Below are 22,229 nucleotides of genomic sequence, written 5' to 3' on the forward strand. Positions count from 1 at the left end.
TTTGAGTATTTGAAAAAAGGATATGAATCTGAAGCTGAATTAAAGAGAATATTCACTGAAGCTATTTGGCATAAGTATGTATTTATAAAAGATATGTACCGAGAAAAAGCAGATAACATGCTTAGAAAATATCTATATAAAGAGGCTTTAGAGTTTTATTATAAAGCACTTTATATAAAATATGAAGAAGAAATATTGATATATATAGGTATATGTCAATGCTCTATTGAAAATTATGATGAAGGATTTAGATTATTTTCAGAGGCTTTGAAAGTCAATGAAAACTCATATAAAGGCTATGTTTATTTGGCTAAGTATCAATATAATAAATACCGCAAGGCAAATGATAATAGCTTAAAAGAATCTATACTTTATAATATTGATACGTCATATAATAAAGCTAGTGATTCAGATAAAAATATATTAGATGAAATAAAGCTGTACTATAAATATGAATTAAATAATTCAGATCATAATAATATGGAATACATTGAAAAACTATGTACTACATACAGAAAATTGACTGAATATTATGGAAAGGAAAATAATATTATCATATCTGCTTTATTTATAGATATAGATTATCTGCATGAAAAAATTGTATCTTTTGAAAAGTTAGGAAATGAAAGATTTTATTTTTTAGCTATGATTGACTGCTGTTTTTATTCTTTGACTAGAGAAAAAAAGATAATGTTATCAATAGTCTTGAAAAACTATTTGAAAACTACAATGGAGAAAGTTACATAAAAGATAATATTAATTCTTTGGAAAAAATTGAAAAATTGTATTTAAGATATATTTGTGAAGATATATTGAATAAAAATTTTGAAGAAGGATTATATGAAAAAACTATGAAAATAGCATATTCAATTACAGAGCTTTTAAAATCAGAATATAGTTATGATTTTAAAGAATACGAAGCAAAGAGTTTGTACGAACTTGGAAAATATAAAGAGGCTTTGAATTGTTTTGAAAATTCAGGCAGACCTAGCGATATATATAAATACTTATGCTATATAAGACTCGATAATTTCTATGAGGCTCAGAAGGTATTTAGTAATAAATTAATAGATTTCGATGAACGCTGGCGTGATTATGATTATATAAAAGAAAAACTAAGGGGTATATTAAATGATGGAAGCGAAGATCAAAAAGAATATGTCAGAAAATTCTTAAATAAAACTGACACTGTAATTTAATAAAATAAAAACCGCATAACGTATAAAAACCTATTTTTATATACATATTAATAATTAATAGAGGAAAACTATGCTTAATAAATATGATTTTCATGGCAAAAGTGCCAAAGAAACAAAATTAGAATTAATAAATATATTAGAAACATTAATTAATAATAATTTTTCTAATAGCATAGAGATTGTATTCGGCAGAGGTTTGCACAGTATAAATAATAAGCCAATTTTAAGACATGTTGTTATAAGAGTAGTAAAAAAATACAAAAAAATCGGACACATAAAAAAATACTTCTTAAGAAAAAGAACTTTAGGAGGTTCAATTATAGTTAGATTATATAATCAGTAATAGTATATAAAAGTGAAATATTTTTTTATATAAAAATTAATATAAGGAGTTAATTATGAGTAAAAAACCAAATCATAATGCTGACATTTCAAATGCCAACAAAGGTAAATCTGGAACAAATATTACCTATGACAAGAATCAAGGCAATAGAGGAAAACAGATGAACCCTAATCAGAAGAAATAATAATTAATTATTTCTTCTGTACTGCCTCAAATTATTTATTAGTTTGGGGCGGTGAAAAAATTATAAAGAATTAAAATTAGTATAAAAAAGTTTATATCTAATGATAGCTAGGTATAAAAAAAATTAATAACAATATTTAAGGAAATTGTATAATGAACATTTACTTATTTATTGACTTGCATGGAAAAAGAGCAAAAGAAGTGAGAACTCATTTCACAAATTTATTAAAGATATTATACATATTAAAAATATTATTTGGAAACAGTTTAGGTATTAATATGGAGGTGGTATTTGGGAGAAGGCTTCATAGTAAGAACAACAAACCTATTTTGAAATATGTTGTTTTAAGACAAGCTGAAAAATATAAATATTTAGGCTATCAATATAAATTAAATAAAAAAACAGCTAACGGCTCTATGATTATAACTTTTTAATTTTGACTTTATACAAGTAAGGTAAATATAAAATGGCTAGAAGAGATGAAAACAATAATATAGATACAAATGCTAAAAGGGATATAAACCATTCTGATTTGCATTATTTTATAAAAAGCAAAAAATGCACTTTGCCAAAATATTCATTTATTTTAAGGAGCAAAAAAAGATTAATGTCCATAGGAGAGTTTTTAAAACTTCTTGAAAAAAATAATATAAAGAATATGAGCATTAATTTATTAAGAGAATGGGATAATAAAGAGCTTCTTCCAGCATACAGAGTAGAAAAAGGAATGATTAGAACAGAAAGCAGATACTACATAATGGAGCATCTTGATATTGCAAGGGAGATAGTAAAATTAAAATCATACGGACTTGAGATAAGAGAGATAGAAAATATTATTTTTGAAAATAAATCTTTTGAAATACTTTTCTTATCAAAAATAATAAAAAACAAAGAGTTATTTATGAAGATGAAAGATATTGTAAAAAACATACATCATATAGAAGATGAGCTTGTAAGTTCTATATGCACTGAAGTGAAAAAAATATTTAATATCAATGACGCTGATTTTAAAGACACTTTTAATGATAATTATTTAAACACTATATTAAATGATTATAAAAAGAGTAATTTAAATACTGATGAAGCAAGCATATTGCTGTTATCATTAATACTTTTAAGTTTATACAATTCTTATGATAATAATTATTTTGACAGAAAAAAGTTCTCTAAACAGTTTTACAGTATCATAAGCGAAAATAAAAATCATACCTAACCATAATGAGGTAAGCACTTTATTGATTAATAATATTGAATAAAGAGCAAATATATTTAATATGAATAGATATGCTTTAAACACTTGATAACTTATTAAAGATTATAAAAAATCTTTAATTGTTATAAATAAAAAAATATTTAAGGAGCAACCAAAATGAAGAAAATGGTTATTAAAATTATTTTATCTCTAACAGCAGTAATTTTTGCTGTAAGCTGCGGAAATTCAGCCAACTCAAGTACAAACCCTGATACTGATTATCCTACGGATAATTATTTTTATGTAGCTGAGAATTCCTACACTCTCGGATATGAGCATGATATAATAGAAGTTGATACAGATGCATCTTACTCTCAAGTAAAAAAACAAGCAGCGTATAAATTCAGTATTACCCCTTCAGATGCAAGCTGCAGTGTAACAATTGCAAATATAACTATAAAAGGAACAGGTACTATTACTGATGTTAATTTATCTGCAAGTGATTTATCAGTACCATCATATATTAAAAATGGTGAAGAAATATCAGTATCATTAACAAGTACAGGTGTTAATAAATTTAAAGCATCTCCAAAAACTCAAAAAGCAGTATATACAGTAACTCTTGAGTTTAAAAATGGCGAATCAACTAAAAATGTAGATATAGATCTTACTGTTATACCAGTAAAAATAATAACTAAAGAAGAAATAGAAAATATGATTAATACCCTTGGTACATCAGGAACAGTTACAGTAATTGATGGAATAATTCCAAGAGCTGAATTTAATTTTTCTACTTTTAGTTTAACATCTTCAGGCAGCAGTTTTACAGCTACTAGTGAGTATATATATACTAACCAGCAATTTTCTGCTTCATCAGTAAAATATGATTTACAAAGTCAAATAGAGAAATCATCATCTTTTAAAACATTAGCAGGATTAACTTTAGATTATAATAGTGTAACTACTTCTATTACAGGAGCTAATAAAAATCTAGCTATAACTTTCAAATTTGGCTTAAAAACAGGATATGCTTTAGATAGTTCATCTTCATTTATAACAACTTCAGGAATGAAAATTACCTTAATATTAAAAAACAATACTTGGAAATAATATAAATTAAATCAATTACAATAATAAAAGCCTGTCTTGTAGTTAGCTATGAGGCAGGTTTTTTAATATCTATAAACTTATTTTACCACGCGTTGAACACGCTCTAAAAATATATAGACATAAACAAATATAGTTTGTCAAAAATAGAATAATATTTTGTTTTTAATATCTAGGGATTTGCCACAGACCCCAGTTCTTTTGTAACGCTCTCCGCCTTCGGTGTGCCACAAAGAAGCAAAAAGGCTATATATTATCTAAATTCAGTAATTTATCATACATGTAATACTTAATTAGTACGATTTGATAATAATTTCAATACTTGCACTTTCGCGAAGTGTATCCGAGCTTGTCGAGGATATAAGTTCTTTTTGCAGCAGGAAAAAGAACAACAAAAATTGACAAACTTAAAAATTTTTAGTATATATACCAATGAGATAATAGTTTTATTAAAGAAATAGATATGTATTCTGTAAGAAACCTTAATGGAAATTTAATTTTAAGCAAAATAATAAATTTTGAAAAATATATAATATAGCTTATATTTTAAGTATATAGAAACAATCAAGATATATTATATTTTTATTGATTTTATAATATATTTATAGATTAAATTTGCACATAAAAGGGCTAAAGCAATTAAACTTTAACCCTTATATTGTTATAAAATTTTATATAATTTATTGCATCTCTACAACTAAAGCAGTCCCCATACCGCCGCCTATACAAAGAGTTGCAAGTCCTCTTTTATTTCCTCTTTTTTTCATTTCATATAAAAGAGTAGTAAGTATTCTAGCACCTGAAGCCCCTATTGGGTGTCCTATAGCAATAGCTCCGCCATTAACATTAACTATATCCATATTGAACTTTAACTCTCTTGCAACGGCAATAGACTGAGCAGCAAATGCCTCATTGCTTTCTATTAATTCCATATCTTCTACTTTAAGATTAGCCATTTTTAAAGCCTTTCTGCTTGCCTCTATAGGTCCTATACCCATTATTTTAGGTTCAACACCATGCGTAGCATAGCCCAAAATAGCAGCCATAGGTTTAACTCCTAATTCTTCTGCCTTCTCTTTTGACATTAACACCAAAGCAGACGCCGCGTCATTAATACCAGAAGCATTTCCAGCAGTAACAGTACCATCTTTTTTGAAAGCAGGTTTTAATCTAGCTAAAGTTTCCATAGTAGTACCGAAAGTAGGGTGTTCATCAGTATCAACTACTATTTCGCCTTTTTTAGTTTTTATTGTAACAGGTACTATTTCATCTTTAAATCTTCCGCTTTTTATTGCAGCCTCTGCTCTGTTCTGACTTCTGCATGCAAACTCATCCTGCTCTTGTCTTGTAATGCCCCACTGTTCTGCAATATTTTCAGCAGTAACTCCCATATGATAATGTTCAAAAGCACAAATGAGAGCATCATTTAAAAGAGTGTCTTGCATCTTAGTTTCACCCATTCTTGCCCCCATTCTCATTCCTGTTGAAGTATAAGGAGCCATACTCATGTTTTCAGTACCTCCAGCTACAACTACATCAGCATCTCCAGCTTTAATCATCTGTGCAGCCATTGATACTGCTCTAAGTCCAGAACCGCATAATATATTTATTGTTAATGCAGGCTTATCTACAGGTATACCTGAATTTATTGATACTTGTCTTGCAACATTTGGAAGAAGGGCTGATTGTATAACGCATCCGAAATAAGTTTCATCAACCTGTTCTGCTTTTATATTTGCTCTTTTTAAAGCCTCTTTTACTGCTATAGTTCCTAATTCAACGGCTGATGTATTAGAAAATGAGCCTAAAAATTTACCTACAGGTGTTCTAACCGCACTGGCTATAACTATTTCTCTCATATTTTCTCCTTAAAAAATGTTTTAATATTATTGCATTATAGTATAGTAATTAAAAAGATATATTACAAGTTTATTTATGGTTTTATTATAATAATTTAATAATGCACAAAACCCAATGAATCAAAATGTACTTCTTTATTATTACTATCTATAAACTTTATAAAGTCTTTAGAATATTCTTTTACCTTACCAATTTTTATTAAATTATTTTCTTCAGGTATTTCATCTTTGGAAGTGAAAATAACGGCATAATCTTCCCCGCCAGTAAGAATGGATTTTAATACTTTATTTTGTCTGCTTTCTGAAGTTTCTTTATCAAAAAATCTATTAACTAAAAACCAATTAGAAGATTCATATATTTCTATAGTTTTATTAGAGTTCTCAGCAATATGAGAAACGTCCTGCAAAAGTCCGTCGCTTATATCTATAGAAGAGTTTATTTTATATTTAGATATAATTTCATGCCATTTATCATAAAAAAGCATCGGTCTTAAATGAGTTTTTATACTTTGATCGTTATAATCATAATTGCCTTCCAAAAGTTTTTTAAGTCCTAAATCACTTTCTCCTACAAAGCCTAATACATAAACATTATCATCTATTTGAGCATTGCTTCTGAGTATAGATTTATTTTTTTCTATAATGCCTATCAATGTTATTGATATAAAAAAATAATCATTAGAGCTTGTAGTATCTCCTCCTGATATTTCTATATTATAAGGTTTGCATGCATCTAAAAAACCTTTGTACCATTCTAGTATATTTTCATCATTAATTTTTTTTGGTATTGAAAGTGATACGAATGCATTTTTTGGGTAAGCACCTTTACATATAATATCGCTAATATTTGCCTGAGCGGATTTATATCCTACATCATAAAAAGAGTAATATTTTAAAGAGAAATGTATATTTTCTACTAATATATCAGAAGTTACCAAAACATCTTTATACTGGCTTATATCTTTTATAACGGCACAGTCATCGCCTATATTTAGATTATTTGTGTTTTTATATTCTGTTAATTTTTTTATTTTTTCTATAAGTTTGAACTCTTCCATAGTATGTTTCCGATTTTTAAGTTTGACTTATTATATCATATGCTAAAAACTTTTAAATTATAATATCTAAATTATAACATCATAAATATTTCTAGTTTCAAGTACTTTTACTCCAACCTCATATTCACGCATATATTTAGCAAGTCTGTATCCATTTATTAGTATTATTTTTACATCTTTTAATTCTTCTACAACCTTTTTTGCCTGCGGGGTATAATCGGAAGTAGTTATAAATATTCCTCTGTTTATGCCATTTACATTTTTAAGACCATGAGCAAATTTTGTTATTTCAGTATCATTAACTTTATTATTTTCTTTATAGCATTTGCATTGCACACCTATAATATCAAAACCGAATTTATCCATAGTAAGAGTGCCGTCTATTCCTCTGTCTCCGCTTCCTCCTGTTCTATACTTTCTACCATAACCCATTTTTTCAAGCAGTTCCAAACATATATTTTCAAATTTAGTGCCTTTATCAATAGAACTCTCTCCCATACACTGAAGCCTATCAAGTATATCTTTCTCTACGCTTTCATAATACTCTTCAATGCTTTTTTCTATCTCGTTTCTGTTTTCATCTTCTTCTATCTCTTCTATTTCGTCTATATCATTATTTGAATTGTTTTTGCTGTTTTCTAAATATGGTGTTTTTTCTTTTAAAGTTTTGAAGTCAAAGTTTGGATTTTCTTCATAGAATTTTTTACCTAAGTCAGTTATTTGGTAAACTCCCTTATCTACATTTTCTATTAACTGAGCTTTTTTTAATACAACTAAAGACCAGTGAATTCTCGAATTAAATTTATTATAACCATTTTTAGTTATCATATTGAAATCTTCATCAGATGTATTTGTATACTCTTTTAATTTATCATATGTATCTTTTCTATGCATTGGTTTATTTATTTCATAAAAAAATTTTAGTACATATTTATCATAGTTTCTATATTTTAAAAGTGCCATAATTAAAAAACTCCTCTATATTACAGAAATTACAGAAAATCATACTTTAATAAGGTGTTTTTTACAATAAGGCATATTTGATTTTAGAAGTTTTTTAATTACTTGTTTCAAAATTCAAAATAAGTGATGATACTGTTTTAATTTTTAATGTTTTTATTTTATAGGCGGAGTTTTAGTATATACCTAAACAAATATTATTTGCCAAATTTTAATTATTTATAGATGTAATGATAACTTATAAATAGTATAAAGTATTATTTAGCATTAATAAGATAAGTTTAAAATGTATTAACTATATTTTAGTTAAAAAATGCAGTCCTTTTGCTTCTTTGGGTCACCACCGAGTAGGTGCCTAGACAGCAAAAGAAGTGGAGGTTCGGAGGATAGTCCCCCGAAGAATAATAAAAATATAAAAACTAATTATTGACAAACTTAAAAATTTTTAGTATATACTGGAACAATTTTGTTTTGTCAATTGATGCACATTATACAGAATTATAAACTTTTTTGCCGCACACGCCACATGTGGACCGTCGACATGCAGAGCAGGCATGACTGTGTGCTTAGCATGGCTAGTACCCGAAAATATTAAAAACATAAAAAAACAATTTTTAACAGACTTAAAATTTTTAGTGTATTTTTTTAAGTATTAATAAAAATAGGCTTTACTATTATTCTAATTATTTATTAATAATAGTAAAGCCTTCAAAATAATTTAATAAAAAACTTATAAATCACTTACCAGCTGCATTTATAGTATCATAATTTGCAAAATCATCTCTGCTTTCCAAATCTTTTTGCTCATAGTCTTTAAGAGGTATTTTATTTCTTATAGCAGCATAAACTGTAGGTACTATAACAAGAGTAAATGCTGTTGATAATAAAAGCCCTCCGAGTATAGCCAAAGATAAAGGCTGATACATTTCATTTCCGCTTCCGCCTGATAATGCCATAGGTAAAAGTCCCAGTATAGTAGTGAGTGTTGTCATAAGTACTGGTCTTAAACGTCTAGGACCTGATTCTAATGCTGCCTCATCTCCGCTTATACGTTTTTCATGCATAAGCTGATTCATATAGTCTATAAGTACAATACCGTTATTTACTACAATACCTATAAGCACTATAAATCCTATTCCGCTATATACACTTAAAGTTTGACGTCCTATAAAAAGTGCTATTAAAGAACCTGCAAAGCCAAAAGGAATTGCTAATGCTATAACAAAAGGTGCTATAAAAGATTCAAACTGACTTGCCATTATAGCATAAACTAATACCAATGCTAATATCAAAGCCTGAAGAAGCTGTAAGAAAGCATCATTCATATCTTCAAAATCGCCTGTATAATTAATATTAAATCCTGAAGGAATAAATACTTCCTGTTTTATTTTTTCCTGTACATCTGTCATTATTTCGCTTAAGGCTCTATTATATCCTGAGGCTTTTATAGTTGTTATTCTAGTACTGTCTTTTCTCTCTATCTCTGTAGGTCCATAGCTTTTTTCAACAGTGGCTATAGAAGATATAGGAACTATGCCGCTTGTAGTAGGTATCATAAGTCTTGATATGTCGTCTATATTTAATCTGTCGGGCTCTCCCAACTGAACATTAACATCTATATCTGTAACATCAGAATTGGCTGGGGTCATTGTTGTAGCAGTAGTACCTGCAAAACTTGTTTTAATAATATTTGCTATAGTGTTTACATTAATACCCATTTTGGCAGCTATTTCTCTATTAACATATATTTTAAGTTCTGGATTGGAGTCATCTCTGCTTAATCTAGGCTCTCTTATACCTTCTATATCTGATATTACATTTATAATATTATTAGCTATTTCTGTAGCCTTATCCAAATCATCGCCTACAAGTTCTATCTCTATTTCATTTCCCCCTGTTCCGCCATTTCTTCCTCCGCTATTTATTGCTGAAGTTGTTATAGCTGCTATATTAATTTGTGCAGGATAAGAAACTAGTGCATTTCTTGTAAACTCTATATATTCATCAACCAATTTTTTTCTCCCATCGCTTTTATCTCTCAATTGCACTCTTATTTCTGCTTTATTTTCATCAGAACCTGATTGTACCCTTGACTGCATTCTGTCAAAATCTTCTCCTATAAGATTCTGTATATCGCTTTCCATTCTAGTTACAAAGGACTGTGTCTGTTCTGATTTTGTTCCTACTGGCATTTCTACATCTATTTTAAACTGACCTTCATCTGAAGTAGGAAATCCCTCCTTACCTATAAAAGTTAAACCTAATGCTATTATTACAAATACAACAGACAATGAAGAAATTAATACTTTATTTTTATTTTTTATAGAATAGTGAAGCACTCTAGAATATAAATTATTAACTCTATCATGAAAGTTTTTATTAACAAAATTTTCTATAGGTATTAAGAACTTAGTTTTTTTATTTGTTACAAGTCTAGCACCAAGCATAGGAACTATTGTAAGAGCTACAAATAATGATCCTATCATAGAAACTGTAACTGTAATACATAAATCTCTGAATAATTGTCCAGTCTGTCCTTCTACAAAAAGAAAAGGTAAAAATACCGCTATAGTTGTTAGTGTAGAAGCTGATATTGCTAATGCCACAGAAGAAGTACCGTTTATAGCTGAAGAATATTTACCGTATCCGTTATTTCTATAATAAAATATATTTTCCAAAACTACAATAGAGTTATCAACCATCATACCTATACCTAAAACAAGTCCTGATAATGAGATAATATTTAACGTAATGCCCATAAAATACATTAATGTGAATGTGATTATTATAGATATAGGAATAGAAATAGCTATTATAGAAACTGTTTTTATATTCCATAAGTAAAGCATTAATATAATAACTGCAAATAATCCGCCCTGCCAAGCTGTATCAAGAACCCCATTTATAGATTCATTTACATTATCTGCATTATTAAAAAGTATCTCGTATTCTACGCCTTCTGGAAGAGTAAGATTTGCAAGCTGTTTTTGAACTGCTTTAGATACATTAACAGTATTTCCTCCAGACTCTTTATTGACAGATACTGATATTGCAGGCATACCGTTAATCTTTACTATTTCAGAATCATCACTGTATCCCTGATAAACTCTTCCTATATCTTTTAATTTTATAGGAGTATCATTTGTTTTTAATGCTACAACAGTATTTTCTATATCTTCTACTGTAGTAAACTCACCCATAGTTCTTAAAGTATATTTATAAACTCCCTCATAAGTTTCACCGCCTGATAGGTTTTGATTCTCACTTGAAAGGAGAGATACTATTGTATTAATATCTATTCCGTATGCATGAAGTCTATTTAAAACCAAGTCTACTTTCATCTCAGTTTTAAGTCCGCCTCTAATTTCTGCCCTTGCCACTCCTGAAGCCTGCTCTATTTTATTTAATATTTGATTATCAATTAAAGTGTATAATGCTCCTAAATTATCTGTTCCGAAAAAGGCTATTTCCATAACTGGCATCATATCGGTAGAGAATTTAAATACTGTAGGACTATCTGCATCATCTGGAAGAGAATTTTTTATTCCGTCTATTGCCTCTCTTACATCTGCAGTAGCAACAGCTAAATCAGTACCCCAGTTAAACTCTATAAATACGCTTGACTCACCCTCTTGTGAAGTAGAAGTTATAGTATTAATATCGCTTACTGTAGCAACAGCATTTTCTACAATTCTAGTTACCGATTTTTCCACCTCTTCTGGTCCTGCATTCTCATATTCTGTTCTTACAGTTATATAAGGAAGCTCCATATCTGGCAAGAAATCTACTGCTAATTTACTTAAACTTACAAAACCTAATATTAATACGGCTATCATACACATAAAAACCGCCACGGGTCTTTTTACTACCAATTCTATAAAATTTCTCATTCGCTTTTCACCCCTAATATTTAATATATAGCATACAATCTATTTTTTATTTCATTATTTATTTACTCTTTAGACGAATAAAATAAAAAAAAGTTTTAAACATATATTTTATATGCTGAAATTTTGTATTTATATACAGTGTATAATAAATAATTATAACCTAAACAATTATATTTATCAATTTTATAGTCTTGTTTCAAAACTAATTTTATTTATATATACTGGAACGATTTAATTTTATCAACTAATATACATTATATAGAATTATCAACTTTTTCACCGCATAAAAAAGCTTTTGCCAAAAATCACGCTTCGCGAAAAACGCAATTACTAGAACTTTATATTTTAAAGATATGTATTAAATGTATGGCAATGCTAGAAATTTTGGCTACACCTAAATGCGGACTTCGTCAAATGCAGTCTTTTTGGTTCTTTGTGTCAACAAAAGAACTGGGGTGCTGAACGACAGGGCTAGTCTCCACAAATACTAAAATTTAAAGATTTATTTTTTGACAAATTATAGTTGTTTAGGTATATATTCAATTTATAATTTTATTCTAATTCCTTATTTATCTTTATCAAAGCACGTTCTATTATATAATGATTAAAATCAATGCTGTCTTTCATAGCTTCGTATAATTTAAAAGAACTAAGTATAGCTTTATTCATAGTTTCATCTTTAAACTCAAAGCCCTCTGTTATAGTCTTAATAGTTTTCTGCATAGTAATACCCAAAAACTCATTAACTTTACTTATATTAAGTATTTTCATATCAGCCTCATCTAGTTTTGAAATAAGTTTGTCTACTTTTCTGTGTCTTGAAAGTTCATCATTTATTGTATAGCATAAATTAATTGCATCTTCAGTATATGGTTTTAATGATATTATTTCTTTATCTATATTTATTAAACCATTTTTTAAGACCTCTAGTATTTTTGTTTTGTCTTCTATGTTTCTATCATTTTTATCTATTTGTATATTAATATTATCAAACTTATCAATAAGTTCCTGAAGAGTGATATTCTCCATTGACTTTATTATAACACCGCCCTCTGTGGCATTATAAAATTTTATATTACTGTTACTTGTACATTGAGCTTCATACCAGTTTCTGTACATATCAAATCTTGAATCAGTAAATACACTCTCACCATATATATTTTTCTCTTCTCTCAAATTACCCGCAACAAGAACTTTATATATTCTGCTGTCATAAGAATCTAGCTTTCCTATCTCAGTAAAGAAATTTTCTTCATGGTAGCTTCCTTTTATATGTGTCTGATGATTAGGAAAAGATAAATCAAGACCAACCATTATTATAGGATTAGCACCAATTCTCACAGCGAAATCATATGCCGCAGTAGAAACGCTTCCTCCCATAGTTATGTCGCCTCTTTTTCCTAAAGGCTTCATAAAGTATTTTGCTAATGGGAATATTGAATCTATAAAGTATATTGAGCCATTAAATGATTCTATAGCTTCATGGTCAACTGAGGACTCTGCTATTAAGACTGTATCTTCAAAATGAATATTTCTGAAATATTTAGAGTTTTTCTTTTGAGGATCAATAGTTATAACAAAATGCGGAGATATGCCATGCGATGACAAAGGCTTCATTGCCGTATCAACTGCTATTATAATGGCTTTATTTTTCATCTCTTTTAATTTTCTTATATTTTTTTCAAGTGAAGGTCCAGCTGATACTATAACGGCGGGTATATTTTTATACTTATCAAAAAATCTATTAACCCCGTAATGAGTGGCAATTTCAACTGAATTAGAAGCTATATTATAAGCCCATAGTTTATCAAATCTTGAAATAGTATTTATATTTATAATTTTTTTATCTACTACAGAAAGAACTTTACTTTGATAATGCTTAGCCTCTTCAGCAAATAGCGATGTATAAGACCTTGTAACAAAAAACTTCACTTTTTTTGTTGTAGTTATAGATATAAACTTCTCTATATCCTCATCATCATTTGAACCTATAAAGAAAGTTATTTTACTGTCTTCAAGTATTTTATCTAATCTAAAATTGTCTATCAAAGTGCTGAAAAAATTGATATCAGGCTCTATTACAGCAATGGCAACATTAAGTTTTTTTACAGCATTAATCAAATATCCAGCCCCAATACCGAATATAAATACTAAATCCAAATCCTCATCGTTTTCAATTTCTTTTATTAAAGTATTAGCTTCTTTTATCGGGTCATAAGCACTATGAAGAAGTATCTGCTTTCCATTTTTTATAACTTTAGCAGATGTTTTTTGAGATTTTGTTTCTATTATCTCTAAAGTGATATCTGATTGTTTTGCATTATTAAGAATATTAATAAAGTCATAAGGATATGCTTTGATATTTTTGTTTATTGCTTCTAAATTAATTTTTCTGATTTCGTTCATAATGTATTATATAAATTTTATTTTTATTATTTTTTTATCGGAGAGTTAGGCAAAGAACTTGATAAAATGTATTTTATTTAAATATTTTTAAGATTTTCTCTCTATTATATAATTTGCTAATTCTATTAAAATATTTTTAGCTTCACTATCTTTATAAGGCTTTAAATATTCAATGGCTTTTTCTGTTACTTTCTCTGCCTCTTTTTTAGCTCCTTCAAGTCCGAACTGCTTAACATAAGTAAGTTTTCCTTCTTTTTCATCTTTACCTACAGTTTTACCCAAAGTTTTATTGTCGGAAATAACATCAAGTATATCGTCCTGTATTTGAAAAGCAAGCCCTACAGCCTCACCGTATTTTGTTATATTTTCTATATCATTGTCATTTTCAGAGGAAATTGCTCCAAGTCTTACAGCTCCTCTAATCATAGCACCAGTTTTTTTAGCATGAAGAACTTTAAGCATATCAAAATTAATATCTTTCTCTTCATAATATAAATCTATAAACTGCCCCATAACCATTCCGTTAATTCCAGCAGCATAGCTTAATTCAAATAAAAGTTTTCTTAAAGTACTGTCTTTAACATCTGCTTTAGAAAGTAATTGAAAAGCATGAGTTAAAAGCCCATCACCTACAAGTATAGCATTAGCCTCACCATATTTAACATGCGTTGTAGGTTTGCCTCTTCTTAAATCATCATTATCCATAGCAGGCAAATCATCATGAACCAAAGAATATGTATGTATAATTTCTAATGATACAGCAGGTATTATAGCTTTTTTATAATCGCCTTCAAAAAGTTCGCATGCCAAACAGGTAAGTATAGGTCTTAATCGTTTACCGCCTGCATCAAGAGGATATTTAAGCATTTCTATAAAGCTATTTTCTAATTCAATATCGCTTTTATCAAATATATTTTCAATATCTGTATTAATATCTTTAAGTCTTACATTCATATATTCTTTAAGATTCATTGTTTTATCCTAATTTTTAATGATTTCTTTTATTATAATGCAATAAGCAAAAATGTAAAGAATAAAAATAAAGTGGATAAATAGCATTAATAATAATTAAAGCCTCTTTGACAAAGTTTATATTTTAAGTATAATAAATCTGATAAATAAAATTGTAATAAAAACTTCTACTACTATTATTAATATAAAGGATAAAATCATGAAAATACTTGTTATAGGAGCAGGTGCCAGAGAGCATGCCATTTGTAATAATTTGAGTAAAAATGATAGAGTGTCAAAAATATATTGTGCTTTGGGAAATGCTGGAACTCATAGAGAAAAAAAATGTGAAAATGTAAAAATTTCTACTATAGATGAAATATTAAATTTTGCCAAAAAAGAAAGTATTGATTTAACTATTGTAGGAAGTGAAGAGATGCTCGTATACGGAATAGTTGATAAATTTGAGGAAAACGGTCTTAAAATATTCGGACCTAACAAACATGCTGCCATACTTGAAGGCTCTAAAGCGTATTCAAAAAATTTTATGAAAAAATATGGTATAAAAACTGCAGAATATGAAACATTTAATGATTATAATAAAGCAAACGAATATTTAAATAAATGCAGTTATCCTATAGTTATAAAGGCAAGCGGACTTGCTTTAGGTAAAGGCGTTTTAATATGCCAAGATAAAAAAGAAGCTCAAAATGCTTTAGAAGATATAATGATTAAAAAAATATTTAAAGAAGCTGGAGATGAAATTGTAATAGAGGAGTTTTTAGAAGGTGTTGAGGCATCTATACTTTCAGTAACTGACAGCAATGTTATAATACCTTTTATATCCGCTAAAGATCATAAAAAGATAGGTGATAATGATACTGGAAACAATACTGGAGGAATGGGGGTTATAGCACCTAATCCATACTACACAAAAGAAGCAGAAGAGTTATTCATAAAAGATATATTAGAACCCACACTTAAAGGAATAAAGGCTGAAAAAATGTCATTTGCAGGAATTATATTTTTTGGGCTTATGATAACAAAAAAAGGAGTATACTTGCTTGAATATAATATGAGGATGGGTGACCCTGAAACTCAGGCAGTACTTCAGCTTTTAGATACGGATTATTTGTCTATTATAGAATCAGCTATGAAAAGAGATTTATCAAGTTTGAATATAAAATGGAAAAATAAACATGCATGCTGTGTAGTAATGGCATCAGGAGGATATCCTGCTAGTTATAACAAAGGATATAAAATAGAAGGCATTGAAAACATAAAGGGGCAGTGTTTTATTGCTGGTGCTAAAATAGATGAAAATAATAATATTGTTACTGACGGTGGACGCGTTCTTAATGTTGTTAATATTGCTGATACTTTAGAAGAGGCTAGAAAACTTACTTATGGAGATATAGAGAAAATAGATTTTAAAGATAAATATTACAGAAAAGATATTGGATTAATAAAATAGAGAGTAAATAAAAAATGCTTGGTGCTTTTATCGCTGATGAATAAAAAATATAAGTACCAAGCATTTAAATTTATTTCACACCATTTTAAATTATTTAGTTCTACTATCTATAAATATTTAATTAATACTTAAAAAAAGACAGTACAATCATTTTTTAATTAAAACTCTATATAATTATTCTCTGCATTAATCATTCCTACTTCTAAAGTGCAATTAAAGAATTTAGAAAGTAAAGAACTAAGTTCATCTCTGGCACTTATAGCCCTATCATCATTAATACCTATAAAAGCATCTATAGGAAATATTATATTTGAAGAAGTTTCAACAATTTTTCCATGTTCGCTTTGTCTCCATATCCATCTTCTAGTTCTTACATCATTAGAAGAAACATATACTAATTCATTCTCATCGACTTCTTCACTTTCAGTTTCTCCAAAAGGAATAAAAATATCTCCTTTTTTTGAGTATCTTATATAAAAATCTTCTTTCATAGAATCCAAATCATGTGCCCCCATAGGAAGTTTATATTTTATTGATACGGCATTTACCAAATCAACAACAGAATTTATATGAGGCATTCCTTTCTTTTTTGATATTCTAGTAAGCAATGCCTCTATTGAACACATAAATTTATTGGGATTAATATTAAGTTTTTGAAAAGCATCTCTGTAACATTTTATATATTCGCTTTCTTTTACCTTTATATTATCAAAATCTTTTTCAGCGTTCAAAATATTCTTTTCAAGCATAGAAGAAATATCATCTATCTTTTTAGTATTATCAATATTTTTAGCTGCAATTACAGCAACACAAAGATTATTTAAAGTTTCAAATACCTTATTTTCAATTATAAATTTCATATTGTATAAACTCCTAAATATTATAAGATTGAAGCTAATATTTTTATCAAATGTTATCTTTTTTGCTTTTTGTCATTAATGACTTTAAATATGAATAAGTATTTCTTTCCCAAAATACCCCATCAGCAAATCCCTGAATATTTTTATCAATATTTGATTTTTCTAATCTATACTCGGTAAGCAATGCATAATATTTATCCATTTCTATAGATACATATTTCCTATTTAATTTATTTGCAACTACAGGAGTTGTACCGCTTCCTGCAAAAGGATCAAAGACTATATCATCTTCTTTTGAGCTTGCCAGTATCAATTTTGCTATTAATTTTTCAGGCTTTTGAGTTGGATGCGTAGTATTTTCAGCCATAGACCAATAAGGTACACTTATATCGTCCCAAAAATTGGAAGGGTGCGTTAATCTAAATTTACCCTCCTCAGTTTCCTGCCAATCTTTTGGTTTACCCTCTTCTCTGTAGGGAGCTATTACTCTTCTTTTCATCTTTACAGCATCTATATTAAAATAATAATTATTAGATACCGTAGCAAACCATATATCTTCCAGAGCATTTTTCCAATTAAACTGAGCCCCTCTTCCCTTTTCTCTCTGCCAAGTAATTCTATTTCGTACAATAAAATATTTACTAAGTACATCATATACAGCAGAACTTGAAAATAAATCGCAGCACACATATATAGAAGCTGTTTTTCTTAGATGGGGTATAATTAGTCTTATAAAAGAATCTATATACTGACTATAATCATTATCCGATTTTTTTCTAAAGTTAAGATTTCCAAAATCTTTATTTAAATTATAAGGCGGGTCTATAATAGCTAAGTCTATAAAATTATCTGGAAGATAATTTATAGACTCAAAAAAATCATTATAAATTGTCTTGTTAAGAATTGAATCAAGACTAGTTTTTTCTTTTAAAGAAATTAAACGCTGAGAAAATTTTTCTGCATCATTTTCATCTAAAATTATAGTTTTATTTTTAGACGAACGGTTTTGCTTCATAAATTATTTTTTTAAGCCATAACGTTTTTTAAATTTATCAACTCTTCCAGCTGTATCAAGAATTTTCTGTTTACCTGTAAAGAAAGGGTGACAGTTATGACAAATATCTACGTGTAAACTTTTTTGAACGGAATGTATTTTAAAATTAGCTCCGCAGGCACAGTTTACATCTGTTTCAAAGTACTGAGGGTGTATATCTTTTTTCATTTTTCTTCTCCATTAAAAATAAAATATTATCATTATTGTATAGTGAAAATATATTATAATACAAAATGAGTCTTTTTGCAATAGCTTCAAAAATAAATTTGTTTTATTTAGAATCAAACTTAAAATAGTTTATATCTTTTACTATATCTTCTGTCATACTTTTTACTTCATTACTGGAATTAGCACTATCCTGAGCTATAGATGAGTTTTCCTGAGTAATTGAGTTTAATGAATTGAGTGCCTCGTTTATCTGCATTATACTGTTTTGCTCCTTAATAGCAGTTGTACTTATTTCTGTTAGGATATCAGCAACATTTCTGGCGGATGAAGATATATTATTTAATATTTCTATAGAATGAGCAACTGATTCATTACCATGTTTTATTTTATCAATACTTTCATTTACTATAGATGTAATATTATTAGCAGCTTCATTAACAGTTTGAGCAAGAGAACGTACCTCACTTGCTACAACAGCAAAACCTTTACCCTGATCCCCCGCACGTGCTGCCTCAACTGAGGCATTAAGAGCTAGTATATTAGTTTGAAATGCTATAGATTGAATAAGTTTTGTTATTTCTGATATTTTTTTGCTGGAATCAGAAATTTCTGTCATATTATTTGCAATAATGTTAACAGCATTAACCCCTGTTAAAGTAGAATCGGAAACTTCTAAACTCATATTTTTAGCATTTTCTGTATTATTGGAAGTATTTTTCAAAGAAACTGATAAACTCTCTGCAGAAGCTGATAATTCTTCTAATGATGATGCCTGCGATATAGTTCTGTCAGATAGATTATTACTGCCGTAAGTTATGGTATCAACAGAACTATTTATGTTATTTATATTTTCTTTTAAGTTATAAACTATTTTTCCTATATTATCCTGCATACTTTTTATATTTTTATATAGCTCAGCTGTTTGATCACTTTTAGAAAGCATCTTCTCGTCGAATTTACTATTAAAATAACCTTCATTCATCATTTTTATATGTTTTATTGCATCCTCCAAGGAAGAAGAAATAGGATTTACTATTACAATAACAAGTGAGGTTTCTAATATCATAATGATAAACATGACAAAAAGCAAAAATACCATAAGTATGAATAATTGATGTTTTACAGATGATAAATCCCCATAAAGAACTATACTCCAAGGCACAGTTTCTAAATTTTTTACTATATACCAATTATTTTTAGATATGTTAGTGTAATTTCCGCTATTTTCTATATACGTCTTTATATTCTGAAAATTAGTATCATCAAATATTTTCTGATTTTCATTTAATACTTTATTTTCATCTATATTATTAATAAACATTCCATTTACTGTTACTAAATTAACATTTTCTTCATAAATAACATTTTGAACTATATCATTCATTTTAGAGAAATCTATAGCGACAACCCCTTTTAATTGATTATTATTAGTATATACAGCTTTGGCAAAAGTTATACATATTTTATCTGTAGCATAGTCTATATAAGGATCAGTTATATAAACCTTTCTATTGTTAGCTATAGCAGATTTATACCAGCCTCTTGAAGTCTGATCATAATCTAGTGAAAAAGGCTCTAATGAATTTATAAAAATACCGCCTTTTGAATACGGAATTGTTTCTCCAAAATAGATATTCAAATAATCATCACTCAATTTTGATATATTTGTTATAGAATATCCAAAATATTCATAAGGAAGATTTGGAATCTGTAAATAAGAATCTAATACATCAATTACATTATTAACCTTACTCAATTTTGATTCTATCAAATCATGTATACTTATAGCTTTAAATGTTTTATTTTTTACAAATGAATTTATATAAATATTTCTATATACAAAGGATATAATAAAATATATAATTATTAAGAATACAGCAAATGGAATGAGAAATTTCATCATCAAAACTAACTTTTTCTTATTAAGCATTATAAATATCCTCAAATAATAATTTTAAGATAGCACAAAGTTTACAAAAAATCAATATTATTTTTTATATACATAGCACATTATATAAAAAATAAAAGAAGCAGAAATAAAATATTACTGCTTCTTTTTATAATTATTTTCTTTATAAAATATTTTTTAATTTACAACAGTATCATAATAATTAACTATATACCAATATTGCCCCAACTGTCTTAATATAAATGTTCTTCTTATAACAGGATCATAAACATCGCCTGTATCAGCATTAAAATATCTATGATAAAGTCTTGTTTCAATTTCTGCTCTAGGCAAACCATAATCCTGAGTAATTGTTATTTTATCAATAGTGTAATTTAATAGAGTATAATTTACAGCAGGATCATATTCATTTCTAATCATATTCAAAATAGCAGTATAATGATTTTTTAATTTAGCATCTTTAGTAGCTATTATATCTCTTTGAAGTTCTGCTGTAAAACTATTTCTTACCTGTCTGTCATAAGCTGAAGCCAAATATTTTTTAAACTCTTCAAATAATACTTTTCTATCCTCAGGTAAAGAAGTTCTGTAAAGAATATCAAATCTTATGGCAAGCTCTCTTATATTACTTGATTTATAAGCCATCTCTAAATTATTTAAGAAATTATTTCCAAAATTAGTTCTTAGCATATTAGCACTTATGCTGTCAGAAAACTGGTTTCTTAAAAATGATTCAAAGCTCAATGTTCTAGCTTTTTGTCGTACTCCAGTATCTGTAAAGTCTTCAAGATAACTATTGCTATAATTATTTCTGTATGCTTCATAATATCTTTGGCTTATACTTATTATAGAAGGCATATGCATATAGCTGAAATAATTAGTCCAATCTCTATTTTTCATAGAAAATAAAGTATTAGATACAACATTATAAGGTGAAAACTGTTCTAACTGCGAAAGATTAGTTACAACATTATAAGGAGCTGTATTTCCCTGCTGCTGATAGGTTCTAGCATTATCTAATAAGAAATAAGCTGTATCTGCTTTCATAGAAAAATTATCGCTTATTTCTGGCATAGGGTTAAAACTGCATTCTACTCTGTATCTTCCAGTCTTATTGAAATAAAACCAATTGTTTAAATCTACATAATATGAAAAACTCTCTCCTTCATTAAGAGTTACCACTCTGTCTTTTGAAGAATCTAAAGTTCTTTCATTTTTATATTTCCATAAAGTATAATTGTCTGATGATACTACTGGATTATTGTAATTATCATAAACTGTAAAGCTGTAATTATTGAAAGGATTAATAGAGTTTGTAAAACTTACAGTTCCTTTTTTAGCGTATATCTTTATTTCCATAGTTATAGGTTCATTTAATCTATATCTATTTAAATCAAAGTTCATACTGATAACATAACTAGACGGAGCTACCACATTATCATTAGGATAAACTCTTTTAATTTGATCCAACATAATTGTATCCAAAAAGTTATCATTTTGGGCAAATATATTAGAACAACTGATAATTATAAATAAAAGTAATAATATTCTATGTTTCATACGTCATTACCTTAAAAATACTACTATAATAGTTTATCGGAAAAAAGTAAAAATA

19 protein-coding genes are annotated in these 22,229 nt (G+C 27.9%); 8 read left to right on the forward strand and 11 right to left on the reverse strand.

Annotation, left to right across the window (positions count from 1 at the left end; genetic code table 11):
* The 7 genes from KQ44_RS09170 to KQ44_RS09195 form a co-directional block, all read left to right on the forward strand.
* Positions 1-747: hypothetical protein (locus KQ44_RS09170; RefSeq protein WP_168171267.1), on the forward strand; the 747-nt coding region annotated here is incomplete at its 5' end.
* Between the two features lie 65 nt (positions 748-812).
* Positions 813-1,199, forward strand: a complete 387-nt coding sequence (locus KQ44_RS09175) for a hypothetical protein (protein ID WP_143277859.1) — start codon at positions 813-815, stop codon at positions 1,197-1,199.
* A gap of 70 nt (positions 1,200-1,269) precedes the next feature.
* Positions 1,270-1,542, forward strand: a complete 273-nt coding sequence (locus KQ44_RS09180; RefSeq protein WP_096737141.1) for a Smr/MutS family protein — start codon at positions 1,270-1,272, stop codon at positions 1,540-1,542.
* Between the two features lie 55 nt (positions 1,543-1,597).
* Positions 1,598-1,726 (forward strand): hypothetical protein, encoded by a 129-nt coding sequence (locus KQ44_RS15415; RefSeq protein ID WP_276307037.1) that lies wholly within the window; start codon positions 1,598-1,600, stop codon positions 1,724-1,726.
* A 152-nt stretch (positions 1,727-1,878) separates the two neighbouring features.
* A complete protein-coding gene (locus KQ44_RS09185; protein WP_240516568.1) occupies positions 1,879-2,160 on the forward strand; it encodes a hypothetical protein in 282 nt (93 codons plus the stop codon).
* A gap of 32 nt (positions 2,161-2,192) precedes the next feature.
* Entirely contained in the window at positions 2,193-2,939 is a 747-nt protein-coding gene (locus KQ44_RS09190; RefSeq protein WP_096737142.1) for a helix-turn-helix domain-containing protein, read from the forward strand.
* A gap of 156 nt (positions 2,940-3,095) precedes the next feature.
* On the forward strand, positions 3,096-4,028 hold the full coding sequence (locus tag KQ44_RS09195) for a hypothetical protein (protein ID WP_096737143.1): 933 nt from the start codon (positions 3,096-3,098) through the stop codon (positions 4,026-4,028).
* Positions 4,029-4,705: 677 nt separating this feature from the next.
* Here the strand turns inward: KQ44_RS09195 and KQ44_RS09200 are convergent.
* The 6 genes from KQ44_RS09200 to KQ44_RS09225 form a co-directional block, all read right to left on the reverse strand.
* Positions 4,706-5,884 carry an acetyl-CoA C-acetyltransferase gene (locus tag KQ44_RS09200; protein WP_096737144.1) on the reverse strand — a complete coding sequence of 393 codons (1,179 nt, stop codon included), beginning with the start codon at positions 5,882-5,884 and terminating at the stop codon, positions 4,706-4,708.
* A gap of 95 nt (positions 5,885-5,979) precedes the next feature.
* Positions 5,980-6,942 (reverse strand): thiamine-phosphate kinase, encoded by a 963-nt coding sequence (gene thiL, locus KQ44_RS09205; protein WP_096737145.1) that lies wholly within the window; start codon positions 6,940-6,942, stop codon positions 5,980-5,982.
* A gap of 66 nt (positions 6,943-7,008) precedes the next feature.
* Positions 7,009-7,905: a restriction endonuclease gene (locus KQ44_RS09210; protein ID WP_096737146.1), complete on the reverse strand. Its 897-nt coding sequence runs from the start codon at positions 7,903-7,905 to the stop codon at positions 7,009-7,011.
* Positions 7,906-8,639: 734 nt separating this feature from the next.
* The gene (locus tag KQ44_RS09215) at positions 8,640-11,792 is read right to left on the reverse strand and encodes an efflux RND transporter permease subunit (protein WP_096737147.1); all 3,153 of its coding nucleotides are present in this window, start codon (positions 11,790-11,792) and stop codon (positions 8,640-8,642) included.
* A 552-nt stretch (positions 11,793-12,344) separates the two neighbouring features.
* A complete protein-coding gene (locus KQ44_RS09220; protein WP_096737148.1) occupies positions 12,345-14,198 on the reverse strand; it encodes a 6-hydroxymethylpterin diphosphokinase MptE-like protein in 1,854 nt (617 codons plus the stop codon).
* Between the two features lie 87 nt (positions 14,199-14,285).
* Complete coding sequence (locus KQ44_RS09225; RefSeq protein ID WP_096737149.1) at positions 14,286-15,170, reverse strand: polyprenyl synthetase family protein; 885 nt, start codon at positions 15,168-15,170, stop codon at positions 14,286-14,288.
* Between the two features lie 199 nt (positions 15,171-15,369).
* On the opposite strand from KQ44_RS09225, the gene purD reads away from it, so the two are divergent.
* Positions 15,370-16,623, forward strand: coding sequence for a phosphoribosylamine--glycine ligase (gene purD / locus KQ44_RS09230; protein WP_096737150.1), 1,254 nt, complete (start codon positions 15,370-15,372; stop codon positions 16,621-16,623).
* Positions 16,624-16,781: 158 nt separating this feature from the next.
* On the opposite strand, the gene KQ44_RS09235 is transcribed toward purD, so the two are convergent.
* From KQ44_RS09235 to KQ44_RS09255, 5 genes are all read right to left on the reverse strand, one after another.
* Positions 16,782-17,483 carry a phenylalanine--tRNA ligase beta subunit-related protein gene (locus KQ44_RS09235; protein WP_096737151.1) on the reverse strand — a complete coding sequence of 234 codons (702 nt, stop codon included), beginning with the start codon at positions 17,481-17,483 and terminating at the stop codon, positions 16,782-16,784.
* A 46-nt stretch (positions 17,484-17,529) separates the two neighbouring features.
* Complete coding sequence (locus KQ44_RS09240) at positions 17,530-18,498, reverse strand: site-specific DNA-methyltransferase (RefSeq protein WP_096737152.1); 969 nt, start codon at positions 18,496-18,498, stop codon at positions 17,530-17,532.
* A gap of 3 nt (positions 18,499-18,501) precedes the next feature.
* Positions 18,502-18,705 carry a 50S ribosomal protein L31 gene (gene rpmE / locus KQ44_RS09245; protein WP_020004042.1) on the reverse strand — a complete coding sequence of 68 codons (204 nt, stop codon included), beginning with the start codon at positions 18,703-18,705 and terminating at the stop codon, positions 18,502-18,504.
* Positions 18,706-18,808: 103 nt separating this feature from the next.
* Positions 18,809-20,635, reverse strand: a complete 1,827-nt coding sequence (locus KQ44_RS09250; protein ID WP_240516569.1) for a methyl-accepting chemotaxis protein — start codon at positions 20,633-20,635, stop codon at positions 18,809-18,811.
* A gap of 156 nt (positions 20,636-20,791) precedes the next feature.
* Positions 20,792-22,174 carry a hypothetical protein gene (locus KQ44_RS09255; RefSeq protein WP_096737153.1) on the reverse strand — a complete coding sequence of 461 codons (1,383 nt, stop codon included), beginning with the start codon at positions 22,172-22,174 and terminating at the stop codon, positions 20,792-20,794.
* Positions 22,175-22,229 lie beyond the last annotated feature (55 nt).

It is taken from the genome of Brachyspira sp. G79 (genome assembly GCF_002379365.1).
In the GTDB taxonomy this organism is placed as follows: domain Bacteria; phylum Spirochaetota; class Brachyspiria; order Brachyspirales; family Brachyspiraceae; genus Brachyspira.